Below are 13,872 nucleotides of genomic sequence, written 5' to 3'. Positions count from 1 at the left end.
TTCCTGCCACTGAGGAGACGTCTACGCGTGGTAGGCGCGAGGTTGCTCGCGCCTACCTGGCCAGCGTAGCTGAGTTTGCTCAGTTGGCGGCCCAGAAGATGTAGTCCGCCTGGTATTTCACCACTTCCTTGGCGCCTTTGTTCGCCGTGGTGCATGGCGTAGCGGGAGCGACTCCGCCCTTGAGCGCAACCCGCTGGATATACGCCACGCCACTCATCGCACCTTTGCCCTCGGCCGGGTTGGCCTTGACCAGTTGATAGGGCAGGTTACCGGGGCTCGACGGCGCCACGGCCAATTGCGTGCCGGTGATGGTCGAGCCGTCCTTGGCCTGCCACGTGGCAGGTGGGCCGAAGTAGGTGCCGACCTGCTGGCCATTACGGTCGTTCAACACGGCTTTGGGGCCGACGAAGGTCCACTCGGTCTGGCCGGCAGCGCTGGCCTTGTCGCGGCATTCATAGGTGATTTCGCCGACCCCGGTGGTTTGCATCGCCACCTTGTGGCCATCCGGCACCTTGATGCTGTCCGGCAGGCCCGCCTGGGCAAACGCCGACGGTGCGGCGAGGAGCAAGCTGGACAGGCACAGCAGTGTTTTAGCGTTCATGGTGTTTCTCCATTGGGTAGAACAGCAGGGTTACGTTGATGACTACGGCCCAGGCCCGCCCATTGGATGCAGGGCTTTGCGAAAAAAGTGAAGATTTCCAAAAAAGCATAAACTCAGATCGCATCGGTATAAGTGGTTATAAGAAAAATCGCTATCCTGCGGCCAGAAATTTATAAGGCCTCGGGTAGCTGGAATGGATGTAGGTAATATTGGTTTCGTGGTTGCCGGCCTGATCGTGGGTTTTATCGTGGGCATGACGGGGGTGGGCGGCGGTTCGCTGATGACCCCGATCCTGCTGTGGTTTGGCATCAACCCAGCCACTGCGGTGGGCACCGACCTGCTGTACGCCGCGATCACCAAGTCCGGTGGTGTGCTGGTACACAGCAAGAACAAGAACATCGACTGGACCATCACCGGCTGGCTCACCCTGGGCAGCGTGCCGGCGGTGTTGCTGACGTTATGGTTCCTGGCCAGCCTGCACACCGACCCCAGCGCGATGAACGCGGTGATCAAGCAGGCCCTTGGCGTGGTATTGCTGCTGACGGCCCTGGCGATCCTGTTCAAGAAAAGCCTGTTGGCCTTTGCCCAGCGTCATGCTGGCGACTCCTACCATCTGCGCCCGCGCAATCTGAATGCGCTCACTGTTGTGACAGGTGCGATCCTTGGCACCATGGTGGCCCTGACCTCGATCGGCGCCGGCGCCCTCGGCACGGTGGCGCTGTTTATCCTGTACCCGTTCCTGGCCACGCGGCGCCTGGTTGGCACCGAGATCGCCCATGCCGTGCCCCTGACCTTGGTGGCGGGCCTGGGCCATGCCAGCATGGGGAACATGGACTGGCATCTGCTGGGCTTTTTGCTGATGGGGTCGCTGCCGGGGATCTATGTGGGCAGCCACATGACTGGCAAGATTCCCGACGGGGTACTGCGGCCGTGCCTGGCGGTGATGTTGATGGCGGTGGGTTATAAGTTGGCGTTCTGAGCACGTGGCCTGACACCCCACGCTCCAACTGTGGAAGCTGCCTTGCCTGCGATGACGGCCTCACAGTCAACGCCTGCTAACCTGACACCCCACGCTCCAACTGTGGGAGCTGGCTTGCCTGCGAAGGCGGCCTCACAGTCAACGCAGCTGGATTGTGTACATATCCATTCCTGCGGTAACGGCCACTTAGGGTTCCGCCCTGACGGCGGGTCACTTTGGAAAAGCCCCAAAGTAACCAAAGGGCTCTTGCCCCACCACTCGGCACCTCGCCTAGGCTCGGTGTGCCCGTAATCCGCCAGTGATTTGGGGGGCCGCCGCCACGCGCCATCCATGGCGCGGGGCGGCTAAACCGGCATCCCTGCCGGTTTACCCCCCAAATCCCTGTCGAATTCCGGCCAGCGTGGTTTGATGGGGCGCCTAAGATCAAGATCAAAAGCAGAGCAAGAGCAAGAGCAAGAGCGACTCGCTTCGCATCGTGGATACGTTTGACGGCGCCGGTCGCCACTGTTGCTCCAGCAACAGCAGATCCACAAACTGCTGCGATCCCAGACACTGGCAAGCCATCGCTTCAATCCCCCTTTTTTCCGCAACCCCCAGGCTACGGGCATTTGCCTGCCCCTGGCACGCTTGCTGCGTAAGCCCTTGTAAATCCCCTGTACGAGGTACCGTCCGATGAGTCAGCAAGCCGTGAAATTTGCCTATTGGGTGCCCAACGTCAGCGGTGGGTTGGTCGTCAGCAAGATTGAACAACGCACCCACTGGGGTATTGATTACAACCGCAAACTGGCGCAACTGGCGGAGGCGGCGGGCTTTGAATATGGCTTGACGCAAATTCGCTTCACCGCAGGCTACGGCGCCGAGAACCAGCATGAGTCTGTGGCGTTCAGCCATGCGTTGCTGGCGGCGACCACCACCCTCAAGGTCATCGCGGCGATCCTGCCCGGGCCGTGGCAACCGGCGTTGGCGGCCAAGCAATTGGCGACCATCGACCAACTGACCAATGGCCGTATTGCGGTGAATATCGTCAGTGGCTGGTTCAAGGGCGAGTTCCAGGCCATTGGCGAGCATTGGTTGGAGCATGATGAGCGCTATCGGCGTTCCGAAGAGTTTATCCGTGCTCTCAAAGGCATCTGGACCCAGGACGATTTCATCTTCAAGGGCGATTTCTATCGGTTCAACCAATACACCCTCAAGCCCAAACCCCTGGGCCAGCCGGAAATCTTCCAGGGTGGCAGTTCGCGGGCGGCTCGGGACATGGCGGCGCGGGTGTCGGATTGGTATTTCACCAATGGCAACACGCCTGAAGGGGTCAAGGCCCAGGTCGATGATATCCGCGCCAAGGCCGCTGCCAACCAGCATTCGGTGAAGGTGGGCGTGAACGCCTTCGTGATCGCCCGCGACACGGAGGAGGAGGCACGGGCGGTGCTGGCGCAGATTATCGACCAAGCCGACCCGGAGGCGGTCAACGCCTTTGGTGACGCGGCCAGGCAAGCGGGCAAGGCGTCGCCGGAGGGCGAGGGGAACTGGGCCAAGTCCAGCTTTGAGGACCTGGTGCAATACAACGATGGCTTCAAGACCAACCTGATTGGCACCCCGCAGCAGATCGCCGAGCGCATCGTGGCACTCAAGGCCGTGGGTGTGGACTTGGTGCTTGCAGGCTTTCTGCACTTCCAGGAAGAAGTGGAATATTTCGGCAAACGCGTATTGCCGCTGGTGCGCGAGCTTGAAGCCAAGGCCACTGTAGGAGCGAGCTTGCTCGCGAAAAACGTCAACGAAGAAGTGGGTAGCCTGGTTTAACGCGCAGTCCTTGAGGCCTTCGCGAGCAAGCTCGCTCCTACAGGGTGTGAAGGTTTTGAGTGGCTTGCAAGGTCAACACCTCAAACCCGTCCGCCGTCACCGCCACGGTATGTTCCCATTGCGCCGAGAGGCTGTTGTCCTTGGTGACCACCGTCCAGCCGTCTTTCAGGCTGCGGGTTTTGGCGCTGCCCTGGTTAAGCATCGGTTCGATGGTAAACACCATGCCTTCGCGCAGTTCCAGGCCGGTGCCAGGCCGGCCGAAGTGCAGAATTTGCGGTTCTTCGTGCATTTGTCGGCCGATGCCGTGGCCGCAGTATTCGCGCACCACGCTGTAGCCGTTGGCTTGCGCATGGCTCTGGATAGCATGGCCGATATCGCCCAGGCGCGCCCCGGGCTTGACCTGGCGTATACCGGCCCACATCGCCTCGAAGGTCATGTCCACCAGGCGCCTGGCCTTGGGCGTCACGTTGCCGATCATGTACATCTTGCTGGAGTCGGCAATGAAGCCGCCTTTTTCCAGGGTGATGTCGATGTTGATGATGTAGCCGTCCTTGAGCAATTGCTTGGCGCTGGGCATGCCGTGGCACACCACTTCGTTGATCGAGGTGTTGATGCAGAAGGGGTAGTCGTACTGCCCAAGGCTGGCAGGGCGGGCCTTGAGGTCATTGCGGATGAAGGCTTCGACGGCGCTGTCCAGCTCCAGGGTAGAGCGGCCGGCGGCGACGAAACCGTCGAGCATGTCGAAGACTTGCGCCAACAGGCGCCCGGCTTCACGCATTACGACCAACTGTGCGGGAGTCTTGATCATCAGCTGCGCCCTCGGATCAGGTCGGGTTTGTCCAGCAACAGCTTGTTGATCAGCTCGTTGTAGGGCAGGTGCGGGTTGAGTTCGGCGAGCAGGCCGATCTTGATCCAGAACTCGGCCTGGGCGTTGATGGAGCGGTCCATGGCGGCGCTGGCCAGGCGCAGTTGTTCGTGCAGCTGATCGGTGATCTTGACGATGCCCATAAGGTTCACTGTGTTTAATTGATATACGAATCGTATATGTTTCGTATGTTTATCGCAAACCGCCTTCGGCGGAACGGTGATGGTTGATTGGTTGCGATATGTTGCCGAAAAAAGGATTTCCACATAAACGCCGGTCGCCACGCTGCGGGTTAAACGTTTAATCGATGTAGTTCGACGATGATGCAAAACAGGTTGTTTTCTTTAATATGAGCAAGCGGCTTGCTTATGAGGAAAGGTTACAACCACCACAGTTTTTGCCGAGTAGGCTTACTGATTGAAAGCGTCTTCCAGGGTTGGCAAGACGTGGCAGGCAAGTGCCTGTCGGATACATATAACTGTTGGCAGTCTCAAAAAAGGAGAGGTTAGCCATGCTTTCAGAACTAGAGCTTCGCAGCATCATTGAAGGAAGTTTCCTGCCTAAACGGTGCGAATGCACCAAAGCCGAAGATGCCTCGTTGACGATCAAGGTCTACGACGACCGCGACCGGGACCGGGTGGATTTGGAAGTCAAAGGTATACACCCTGACAAGCTCGACAGCAGTCGAGCGATTTGCAACCTGATCACCGGGTTGCGTGAGGACCTCAAGCAAAGCCACGCACCGGTACTGCAACGAGCCGGCGCGCGCGGTTATTACTAGCGGATGCTTGAGTGTAAGTTGACCCCATGGGCCTGGTAGTTGCCAGGCCCAATGTTGACGTCCTTCCTGTTTACCAGCGCACTCTTACGCCGAGATTGCCACTGACACCCTCAAAGTTGTTGTCGTCCAGTTGGGTGCCATAGTTACCCTCCATATAAACGCTGAACGCGGATGACAATTGAGCTACAACACCGACACCAATATCAGCCGTGGAGGACTTGTGATCGCTCTTGATCCGGTCCACCTTGTCGAACGTCACCGTGTCGCTACCGCCGAAGGTGTGCCAGACATTCGCCCGTAGGTACGGCTCCACGGGTGTGTTGCTGACCAGATAGCGGCCCTTGAGGCGTGCGCCGATGCGGCCGGTCCAATACTCCTGGGAGTCGAAAGAGACCTTGGAAATGCCATCGTGCTGACTGTCCAGATCGATCTTCTGGCCGATGACTTGGGCCTGAGGTTCCATCTCCCAATGCTCGGACAGCCTGAACGGGTAGCCGGCCTCGGCGGATAACGCCAAGGCGTGGCCCTTGGTATCCATCTTCACCCCTCGGTCGGACTTGTTGTCGCCATCCAGGCGGGTACCCATGGCCACCAGGTCGACGTACCAGCCGGTCGGATCGGTGAGTGTCCAGTAAGCGCCGAAGTTGTCGCCGTCGAGTTTGACCCGCCCGGAGCGATGGTTCTGCCAGCCCATTGCAAAGCCCTTCACGTCGCCGCGCAGGCGGCTCTGGCCGATAAAGAGGCCAAGGCGTTGCGTCTGCCCGCCGCTGGTTTCGGCGGCGTAAAGGTCATGGCCAACCTGATAGCCCTTGACCGTGCCGTCAAAACTTGGCGCCACGGTGCCCGACCAGCTTTTGTTGAAATCACTGCCATAGGCGCGGACCCAACCTGCCGGCACTGCACCGGTCTCGGTCAGCAGGCTTTGCTCGCCCTGGCGTTCATGGAAGGTGCCCAGAGCCTGCAACGTCATCAGTTGCGCAGCGGGGATGTCTACGGAGTAGACCGGAACTTCCAGGCGATACAGTGGAATCGGCGCGGCACCTGCCACGGCGGTAGGAAGCACAGGGTTACTCGCCGCCGATTGCGGCGACGTGGCCGCGGCGACTTGGCTGGGCGGTGGCGCGGCAGGCTCGATCGGGGGCTTCGGTTGCGCAGTGGGCGGTTCCACGGAGGGTTCATCCGAATCCACTACAGGGGGAGTGGCGGGGACCGGCGGCACCGGCACCACCACGGGCGGTGTCGGCGGTACGGGTGGGACCGCGGGCGGTTGCACGGCCACCACCGAGGAACGAAGGAACCAGCTGTTTTCTGTATTGGCGGTGGTGCCGCCCTTGAACAGCAGGTATTCATAAGCTCCGGCGGAGACCGAGCCCTTCAAGGCGAACGCATCGTTGGTGCTGACGGCGCCGTTGAGTGCCTGGACCACTTCAATACCGTTGTTCTGGGTCAGCCCGCCGATACCGCCGAGGTTGCTGACGCTCAATTGGGTGTGACCGCTGATGTTGCCGTCGGACACTAACAGCTTGTCGGTGGCAGAGTTTTCGTCGCCCAGTACGGTCTGCAGGTGCAACTGGCCGTTGTTGCCCATGTAGTTGCCATGCACCGTCAATACGCTGGTCGCGCTGTTGTCGGTGGTCATGTCGACAGTGCCGGCGTTGTTGAGCGTCGCCAGTTGCCCGGCGGTGTAGGGGCGGATGCTGCCTTGGGTCACGGCCAGGGCACTGCTGCCGTCGATGTTGAACGTGCCGGTATTGCTGCCACTGTCACCGAGGAAAAAATCCCCGGCCAGATTCAGGCGTGAGTGGTTGGTGAGGTTGACGGTCTCCCAGCCGATATAGCGGGCCGCAGTGCTGGATGTCGTTGTGTCGAAGGTCAATTGATCGTTGCCCAGGCCACCATCGACGGAGGGTGTGGTGGCCAGCAGGCTTTCATTCAAGCCGCGCAGCAGGGCGGTGTCGTCACCATCGCCCATCAACACCGAGGACTTGATCTGCCCACCGTCAAGCCACCGGAAAGTGTCGTTGCCGACGCTGGCACGGATCTCACCACTGATCACGCCGCCACTCACGGTAATGCTATCGTCACCACCGCTGGTGCTGATATTGCCGCCGATGCTGCCAGCGGAAATGATGATGGTGTCAGTATCAAAACCGGTGACCAGGTTGCCCAGGATGGCGCCTCCGGACATGTCATAGAGGTTCTTGTCCAGCTTCATATTCACTCGGCCAATCGTGCCACCGCTCTGGTAGGCCACATCGCCGTCCTCAAAGGCATCGACGATGGTGCCTCCCTCCATCCTGAAGGTGTCGAGCCCATCGCCCTGGAACAGCGCCTGTATTTGCCCTCCGAGCATGACGAAGTCATCGATGCCAGCCCCTTGTTGCACCGCGCCGGTGATCTGCCCGGACTCTATGCGCACCGTATCCACGCCAGGGCCAAAGGTGACATTACCGTTGATGGTGCCGGTGCCGCCTGCGGGGAGGGTCAGATGGTTATCCCCGGAAAGGTCGGTAAGGCCGGGACTGCTGCCGCTGTCGCACGTATAGGTATCGTTACCGGTTCCCGGGGTGAGAACGCAGGCGGCATGAGAGGGTTGAGGGATCATGTACTGCAGTGAGATGAGGCCGACAGCTAAAACGGCCCGGGTCGAGAAACCACTGGGCTTTTGCATGGGTGTGTCCTGGGTTTGTTGTAATAACTGCTCCTGTTTTTGGGTTTAGCACAGTTTTCCAGTAGCGCAATTTTTTATGCATGGCGCGCAGGCCACGGAATACGTGGCCTGCGTGATGGCACTTTGAGTTTTGGCCGCTCAGCTCAAGCCAGTTGTTGACGATAGGGCAGGTCTGGGCCGGTCTTGCCGCAGGTCAGTGCGGCAGCCCGAATCGCGAAGCCCAGCATGGCGTCGATCTGCTCGCGACTGAGGCTTTGCAGCCCCTCAACCGAATCCAACTGCTGTTCCGTGAGCCACGCAATCAGCGCCGCCTGGAAGGTATCACCAGCGCCCACCGTATCGGCCATCACCACCTTGACCGCAGGTTGCGACCAGGTGCCATGTTGGCGGCTGAACACCGATGCACCGTCGCCACCACGGGTGAGGAACACCAGTTGGCAGCGGTGGTGTAGCCAACCTTGCAGCACGCTTTCCGGTGTCTGGTCGGGGTAGAGCAGGTGAAGGTCTTCGTCGCTGACCTTGATCAGGTCGGCGTGTTGCACCAGCTCTGCGACGCGTGCGCGCCACAGGTGAATATCGGGCTGCGGGTTAAGGCGCACGTTGGGGTCGAGGCTGATCAAGCGCTTGCCGCTTTCACGCTTGACCAGGCTGAGCAGTGTGTCACCAATCGGTTGCACCACCAGCGAAAACGAGCCCACATGCAGCCCGCGAATCTCGTCGCCCAAAGGTGGCAAGTGGGTCAGTTGCAATTGCCGGTCGGCGCACCCTTCGCCGCGAAAGCTGTACTGCGGCGAGCCATTGGCGCCCACGGCTACCATCGCCAGGGTGGTCGGCGCGTCGAACTCAACCAGAAAGCGTTCGCTGATACCTTCGTCTTTCAGTACTTGCTGCAAGCGCCGTCCAAGGTAATCGGTGGACAGGCCGGCGAAGAACCCCGACTCGATCCCCAGGCGGCGCAAACCCACCGCGACGTTGAACGGCGAGCCACCGGCAATCGCCTTGTAATTGAGCTTGGCGGCCTGCCCGCTGGCATCCTCCTCGCTGAAGAAATCAAACAGCGCTTCACCACACACCAGATACATAGTTGCTCGCTCTTAAAGGGTTGCCACGTGCTGTTGATAACGCTGATACGCCTGTTGATAGGCACTGACATTGGCGGCCACGGGTAAGGTGCGGCTGGACGGGTCAACGCTCACGCATTTGTCGCACAGGCTGGCCAGCGGTTCGCCGCTCTGGCACCACGCCGCCTGGATCGCCGCGCCCAGGGCGGCGGCCTCGCTCTGTTCGGTACACACCACTTCGGTGTGCATGATATCGGCGACCATCTGCCGCCACAGCGGGCTTTTCGAGCCGCCACCGATCAGGCGGATGCTCTGGCTTTGCAGGCCGGTCTGGCGCAGCAGGTCCAGGCCATAACGCAGGCCGAAGGTGGTGCCTTCGACCACCGCGCGGCACAGGTTGGCGCGGGTCAGGTTGGTCATGGTCAGGCCCTGCAGGCTGCCGGTGGCGTGGGGCAGGGCGGGTACGCGTTCGCCGTTGAGAAACGGCAGCATGCTCACGCCATCGGCGCCGATGGGTGCCTGTTCGACCAGGGCGTTGAAGGTGTCGAGGTCCAGTTCGAACAGCTCGCGAATCACCCCGGTGGCGTTAGTCAGGTTCATGGTGCAGATCAGCGGCAGCCAACCGCCGCTGGAGGAGCAGAAGGTCGCCACCGAGGCTTGGGGGCTGATGTTTGGCTGGTCGGCAAAGGCATACACGGTGCCCGACGAGCCCAGGCTCATGGTGATCACGCCGGGGGCGATATTGCCGGTGCCAATGGCGCCCATCATATTGTCGCCGCCACCACTGGACACCACCGCGTCGGGGTTGATGCCCAGGCGCTCGGCAATGGCCGGCAGGATCGTGCCCACCGCTTGGTCGGCCTCGATCAGTGTCGGCAAAGCGGCTTGCAGGCGGCCACTGGGGTCGATGTGCTGGAGCAACGCCACATCCCATTCCCGGCGGCGCACGTTGAAGTAACCGGTACCCGACGCATCGCCATACTCGGCGCAGGCGCGGCCGGTGAGCCAGTAGTTGAGGTAGTCGTGGGGCAGCAGGATATGGGCAATGCGCGCGAAGACTTCCGGGTGCTGTTCACGGGTCCAGAGCAGCTTGGACACCGTGTAGCCTGGTGCGATGGCCACGCCCAGGCGCTCCAGAGAGCCGCGTTCGCCACCCAGATGCTGCAGCAGCCGGTCGTTCTCCGGCGTGGTTTCGGTGTCGCACCACAGCTTGGCCGGGCGCAGCACTTGGCCATGATCATCCAGCAACACCAGGCCGTGTTGCTGGCCGGATACGCCGATGCCGAGGATGTCCTGGCCATCCACGCCGGCCTGTTGCAGGGCGCGATGGGTGGCAGCGGTGAGGGCGTCCAGCCATTCCTGGGTGTGTTGTTCACGACGGCCATTGGCGCCGCTGATCAAGGTGTGCGCCGCGGCGCCCAGGCCCAGCACCTTGCCGCTGGACGCATCGAGGACGATGGCCTTGGTGCCCTGGGTGCCGCAGTCGATGCCGAGGTAGAGGTTTTGCTGGGTCATGATGGAGTGCTCAGCAGTCTTATTGTTGGATTGAAAATACGGTCAATGTGGGAGCTGGCTTGCCTGCGATAGCGGTCTGGCAGTCACCGCAGGGTTGACTGGACCACCGCTATCGCAGGCAAGCCAGCTCCCACATGTTTAATCCGCTTCGTTCAGGAGGTTTTGCAGTGTGGCTGTGACGCCTTTGTCGCGCAGGCTTTCGTAGCAACGCTGGAACGCTGCCACAAACGCCGCCGACTTGGGAATAGCCGTGCCAAAAATCTCTTCCACCCCCAGCAACCGCTGGCTGATCAGCGCGTCATCGCTCACCAGCTCCTGGCAGAACGCTGCCCGTGGGTCCGGGATGCTGTAGCGCGCGCCATTTTCATCCACGCCTTTCAAATACAGCGCCCAGGCCGCCACCACCAGGGCGGCACGGTCCGTGTCGCGGCCGTCGGCAATCAGGCGGTTTATGGTCGGCACGGTGAACTTGGGAAACTTCGATGAACCATCGGAGCATACGCGCTCCAACTGGTCGGCAATCGCCTGGTTGGAAAAGCGATCCACCAGGGTCTGCTTGTATTCGGTCAGGTCGATACCAGGTACCGGCGCCAGGTTCGGCGTGACGTCCAAGTCCATGTAGGCGCGCATATACGCCACGAACAGGGGGTCGTTCATGGTCTCGTGAACGAACCGGTAGCCCTTGAGGAACCCCAGGTACGTGAGGGCCAGGTGGCTGCCGTTGAGCAGGCCGATCTTCATTTCTTCATAAGGCGTGACGTCATCGGTGAACTGCACGCCGACCTTTTCCCAGGCCGGGCGGCCGTTGACGAATTTGTCTTCCAGCACCCACTGCACAAACGGCTCGCACACCACCGGCCAGGCATCGTCGATCCCGTGCTGGTCATGCAGTTGCAGGCGGTGGGCGGTGCTGGTCATTGGCGTGATGCGGTCAACCATGGCATTCGGGAAGCTCACGTTGGCCTTGATCCAGTCATGCAGGGCCGCGTCGTGCAGGGCGGCGAAGGCCAGCAAGGCGTTGCGGGTGACGGCGCCGTTGTGAGGCAGGTTATCGCAGGACATCACCGTAAAGGCCGGGGTGCCAGCGGCGCGGCGCTGGGTGAGCGCAGCGCAGATAAAGCCGAACACGGTTTTCGGTGCCCTCGGGTGCGCCAGGTCATGCTGGATCTGCGGCAGGTGGGCCATGAACTCGCCGTTGCTGTCGTCGATGCAGTAACCGCCTTCGGTGATGGTCAGCGAGACGATGCGGATCTGGGGGCTGGCAAGTTTATCGATCAGCGCCTGGGCGCCGTCTTCGGCCAGCAGCATGTCGCTGATCGAGCCGATCACGCGCACTTGCGTGTCGTCGGTGTCGCCCAGTTCATACAGGGTGAACAAATAATCCTGGCCGGCCAGGTCATCGCGGGCCTTGCGGTCTTCACTGCGCAGGCCGACGCCGCAGATGCCCCAGCCCAGGCCCTCGCCGGTGTTCATCAGGGCATCGGTGTAGAACGCCTGGTGCGCACGGTGGAAACCGCCGACGCCGATGTGCGCGATGCCCTGGCGGGTGTCGGCAAGCGCGTAGGTCGGCACCTGCACTTCGGGCGCCAGTTGGGTAAGGTTGGTTTTATTCAATTTCATCTGGAAATACTCACGGAATCAGGCGGCAGCGCGCAGTGGACGGGCCACGGCTACGCCATCGGTGTCGAACAGATGGCAGTGCGCCGGGTCCAGGTGCAACTGCAGCGTTTCGCCGTATTGGCTGGCCATGTCGCCACGGATACGCATGGTCAGCGGTTCGCCGTTGCGGGTGATGACGTGGCAGAAGGTGTCGCTGCCCAGGCGCTCGCCAACGTCAGCGGTCACGGTCAGGGTGGTTTGCCCTGGCGCGGCGATTTCCAGATGTTCCGGGCGAATGCCCAGGGTTACCGCGCTGCCCACGCTCAGGGTGGCGCCGCTCAACGGCAGGCTGATCAGGGTGCCGGCGTCCAGTTGCACCTCGCAGCCTTGGCTGTCGACGCGGGTGACCTGGCCCTTGAGGAAACCCATCTTCGGCGTGCCGAGAAAACCGGCCACAAACAGGTTGGCTGGCTGGTGGTACAGCTCCAGCGGCGAGCCGACCTGTTCGATGCGCCCACTGTTGAGCACCACCACCTTGTCGGCCAGGGTCATGGCTTCGACCTGGTCGTGGGTCACGTAGATCATGGTCGCTTGCAGTTCTTTATGCAGGCGCGCCAGCTCCAGGCGCATCTGCACGCGCAGCGCCGCGTCGAGGTTGGACAGCGGTTCGTCGAACAGGAAGATCTTCGGGTTACGCACAATCGCTCGGCCAATCGCCACGCGCTGGCGCTGGCCACCCGAGAGTTGCTTGGGCTTGCGCTCCAGCAAAGGCCCCAGCTCAAGGATGCGTGCAGCTTCGCTGACTTTGCTCTCGACCAGCTTCTTGTCGACACCCGCCAGGTCCAGGGCAAACGACATGTTCTTGCGCACGCTCATGTGCGGGTACAGCGCGTAGGTCTGGAACACCATGGCCAGGTCGCGCTTGGCCGGGGTGACTTCGGTGATGTCGCGGCCATCGAGTTCGATGGTGCCGTCGCTGACCTCTTCCAGGCCGGCGATCAGGCGCAGCAGGGTGGATTTGCCACAGCCCGACGGGCCGACGAACACCACGAATTCCTTGTCGTTCACTTCCAGGTCGATGCCCTTGATGATGGAAAAACCTTCGAAGCCTTTTTGCAGATTCTTGATTTTCAGGTTGGCCATGATGGGCCTCCTTTTCGAATTATTATTTGACGGCGCCAAAGGACAAACCGCGTACCAACTGCTTCTGGCTGATCCAGCCAAAGATCAGGATCGGCGCGCAGGCCAGGGTCGAGACGGCGGACAGCTTGGCCCAGAACAAGCCTTCGGGGCTGGAGTAGGAGGCGATCAAGGCGGTCAACGGCGCGGCGCTGGAGGAGGTCAGGTTCAGCGACCAGAACGCCTCGTTCCAACACAGGATCAACGACAGCAGTACCGTGGACGCCAGGCCACCCTTGGCGATTGGCAGCAGCACGCGCACCATTTCCTGCCACAGGGTGGCGCCGTCCAGGCGGGCGGCTTCGAGGATGTCCTTGGGGATGTCCTTGAAGTAGGTGTACACCATCCACACCACAATCGGCAGGTTGATCAGGGTGTAGATGATGATCAGCGCAATGCGCGTATCCAACAGGCCAAAGCTCTTGGCCAGCAGGTAGATCGGCATCAGTACGCCCACCGGCGGCAGCATCTTGGTGGACAGCATCCACAGCAGCGTGCCCTTGGTGCGCTGGGTTTCGTAGAACGCCATAGAGTAGGCGGCCGGTACCGAAATCAGCAGGCACAGGGCGGTGGCGCTGAACGAAATCACCACCGAGTTCCAGGCGTAGGCAAAGTAGTTGCTGCGCTCGTTGATGTGCAGGTAGTTCTCCAGCGTCGGCGTGAAGATGAACTGCGGCGGCGTGGCGAAGGCGTCGATTTCGGTCTTGAAACTGGTCAGCACCATCCAGAAGATCGGGAAGAAAATCAGGATCGCAATGGCCCAGGCCAGCGTGCCGAGCAACAGGCTTTGCAGGCGGCGGGATTGTTGAAGCGTCATGGCGCGG

12 protein-coding genes are annotated in these 13,872 nt (G+C 61.1%); 3 read left to right on the top strand and 9 right to left on the bottom strand.

Annotated features, from left to right (window positions below; all coding sequences use genetic code 11):
* Window positions 1-79: 79 nt before the first annotated feature.
* A complete protein-coding gene (locus FXO12_RS05820; protein ID WP_054897462.1) occupies window positions 80-601 on the bottom strand; it encodes a DUF3455 domain-containing protein in 522 nt (173 codons plus the stop codon).
* Window positions 602-794: 193 nt separating this feature from the next.
* Between FXO12_RS05820 and FXO12_RS05815 the strand changes: the two genes are divergently transcribed.
* Complete coding sequence (locus tag FXO12_RS05815) at window positions 795-1,580, top strand: sulfite exporter TauE/SafE family protein (RefSeq protein WP_054897461.1); 786 nt, start codon at window positions 795-797, stop codon at window positions 1,578-1,580.
* A gap of 672 nt (window positions 1,581-2,252) precedes the next feature.
* Window positions 2,253-3,377, top strand: a complete 1,125-nt coding sequence (gene sfnG, locus FXO12_RS05810) for a dimethylsulfone monooxygenase SfnG (protein ID WP_057977204.1) — start codon at window positions 2,253-2,255, stop codon at window positions 3,375-3,377.
* 37 nt (window positions 3,378-3,414) lie between these two features.
* Here sfnG and map read toward each other — a convergent pair whose 3' ends face one another.
* Window positions 3,415-4,185: a type I methionyl aminopeptidase gene (gene map / locus FXO12_RS05805; RefSeq protein WP_057977206.1), complete on the bottom strand. Its 771-nt coding sequence runs from the start codon at window positions 4,183-4,185 to the stop codon at window positions 3,415-3,417.
* A complete protein-coding gene (locus FXO12_RS05800; protein WP_003190946.1) occupies window positions 4,185-4,385 on the bottom strand; it encodes a ParD-like family protein in 201 nt (66 codons plus the stop codon). The genes map and FXO12_RS05800 overlap by 1 nt, the downstream gene beginning before the upstream one ends.
* 368 nt (window positions 4,386-4,753) lie before the next feature.
* Between FXO12_RS05800 and FXO12_RS05795 the strand changes: the two genes are divergently transcribed.
* The gene (locus tag FXO12_RS05795) at window positions 4,754-5,023 is read left to right on the top strand and encodes a DUF1652 domain-containing protein (protein ID WP_054897458.1); all 270 of its coding nucleotides are present in this window, start codon (window positions 4,754-4,756) and stop codon (window positions 5,021-5,023) included.
* 70 nt (window positions 5,024-5,093) lie between these two features.
* On the opposite strand, the gene FXO12_RS05790 is transcribed toward FXO12_RS05795, so the two are convergent.
* The 6 genes from FXO12_RS05790 to FXO12_RS05765 form a co-directional block, all read right to left on the bottom strand.
* Entirely contained in the window at window positions 5,094-7,694 is a 2,601-nt protein-coding gene (locus tag FXO12_RS05790) for an autotransporter outer membrane beta-barrel domain-containing protein (RefSeq protein ID WP_057977208.1), read from the bottom strand.
* A 143-nt stretch (window positions 7,695-7,837) separates the two neighbouring features.
* Entirely contained in the window at window positions 7,838-8,776 is a 939-nt protein-coding gene (locus FXO12_RS05785; RefSeq protein ID WP_057977211.1) for a carbohydrate kinase, read from the bottom strand.
* Window positions 8,777-8,788: 12 nt separating this feature from the next.
* Window positions 8,789-10,270 carry a xylulokinase gene (gene xylB / locus FXO12_RS05780; protein WP_057977213.1) on the bottom strand — a complete coding sequence of 494 codons (1,482 nt, stop codon included), beginning with the start codon at window positions 10,268-10,270 and terminating at the stop codon, window positions 8,789-8,791.
* A gap of 138 nt (window positions 10,271-10,408) precedes the next feature.
* Entirely contained in the window at window positions 10,409-11,890 is a 1,482-nt protein-coding gene (locus FXO12_RS05775) for a mannitol dehydrogenase family protein (protein WP_160049589.1), read from the bottom strand.
* Between the two features lie 18 nt (window positions 11,891-11,908).
* The gene (locus FXO12_RS05770; RefSeq protein WP_057977216.1) at window positions 11,909-13,012 is read right to left on the bottom strand and encodes an ABC transporter ATP-binding protein; all 1,104 of its coding nucleotides are present in this window, start codon (window positions 13,010-13,012) and stop codon (window positions 11,909-11,911) included.
* Between the two features lie 22 nt (window positions 13,013-13,034).
* The gene (locus tag FXO12_RS05765) at window positions 13,035-13,865 is read right to left on the bottom strand and encodes a carbohydrate ABC transporter permease (protein ID WP_005788583.1); all 831 of its coding nucleotides are present in this window, start codon (window positions 13,863-13,865) and stop codon (window positions 13,035-13,037) included.
* Window positions 13,866-13,872: the final 7 nt, after the last annotated feature.

Origin of the sequence: Pseudomonas sp. J380, from assembly GCF_009827115.1 — a bacterium.
Taxonomy (GTDB): domain Bacteria; phylum Pseudomonadota; class Gammaproteobacteria; order Pseudomonadales; family Pseudomonadaceae; genus Aquipseudomonas; species Aquipseudomonas paracarnis.
The sequence above is the reverse complement of the archived record's forward strand: the minus strand, read 5'-3'. Positions and strand labels throughout refer to the sequence as shown.

Excerpts from the sequence above, each read along its gene's own strand:
- FXO12_RS05815 (WP_054897461.1), top strand. The coding sequence starts at position 795 with ATGGATGTAGGTAATATTGGTTTCGTGGTTGCCGGCCTGATCGTGGGT.
- FXO12_RS05820 (WP_054897462.1), bottom strand. The coding sequence starts at position 601 with ATGAACGCTAAAACACTGCTGTGCCTGTCCAGCTTGCTCCTCGCCGCA.
- FXO12_RS05785 (WP_057977211.1), bottom strand. The coding sequence starts at position 8,776 with ATGTATCTGGTGTGTGGTGAAGCGCTGTTTGATTTCTTCAGCGAGGAG.
- FXO12_RS05800 (WP_003190946.1), bottom strand. The coding sequence starts at position 4,385 with ATGGGCATCGTCAAGATCACCGATCAGCTGCACGAACAACTGCGCCTG.
- xylB (WP_057977213.1), bottom strand. The coding sequence starts at position 10,270 with ATGACCCAGCAAAACCTCTACCTCGGCATCGACTGCGGCACCCAGGGC.
- FXO12_RS05765 (WP_005788583.1), bottom strand. The coding sequence starts at position 13,865 with ATGACGCTTCAACAATCCCGCCGCCTGCAAAGCCTGTTGCTCGGCACG.
- FXO12_RS05790 (WP_057977208.1), bottom strand. The coding sequence starts at position 7,694 with ATGCAAAAGCCCAGTGGTTTCTCGACCCGGGCCGTTTTAGCTGTCGGC.
- FXO12_RS05770 (WP_057977216.1), bottom strand. The coding sequence starts at position 13,012 with ATGGCCAACCTGAAAATCAAGAATCTGCAAAAAGGCTTCGAAGGTTTT.
- sfnG (WP_057977204.1), top strand. The coding sequence starts at position 2,253 with ATGAGTCAGCAAGCCGTGAAATTTGCCTATTGGGTGCCCAACGTCAGC.
- map (WP_057977206.1), bottom strand. The coding sequence starts at position 4,185 with ATGATCAAGACTCCCGCACAGTTGGTCGTAATGCGTGAAGCCGGGCGC.
- FXO12_RS05775 (WP_160049589.1), bottom strand. The coding sequence starts at position 11,890 with ATGAAATTGAATAAAACCAACCTTACCCAACTGGCGCCCGAAGTGCAG.
- FXO12_RS05795 (WP_054897458.1), top strand. The coding sequence starts at position 4,754 with ATGCTTTCAGAACTAGAGCTTCGCAGCATCATTGAAGGAAGTTTCCTG.